The following is a 238-nucleotide window of genomic DNA, read 5'->3' on the forward strand; positions in this document are numbered from 1 at the left end:
CCTGCGGCTCGATCAGGCGCATGATGGCTCGCCCCGTCGTCGATTTGCCGCAGGCGGGTTCCGTTCTCGTCGAGGGCAGGCAGGTGCTCGGCCTCGACAGGAAGGAGCTGCGCGAGATGCGCAAATCCGTGCAGATGATCTTCCAGGATCCCTTCGCCAGCCTCAATCCGCGCATGACGGTGGGGGCTGCGATCGCCGAACCCTATCTCGAACACCGGATGGGCAATGCGAAACAGGC

At 64.3% G+C, this 238-nt stretch carries 1 pseudogene; it reads left to right on the plus strand.

The window, feature by feature from the left end:
• Positions 1 to 238 (plus strand): annotated as a pseudogene (locus EOD29_RS34870) (hypothetical protein); the annotation flags it as partial.

Source organism: Mesorhizobium sp. M1A.T.Ca.IN.004.03.1.1, assembly GCF_003997555.1.
Classification (GTDB): domain Bacteria; phylum Pseudomonadota; class Alphaproteobacteria; order Rhizobiales; family Rhizobiaceae; genus Mesorhizobium.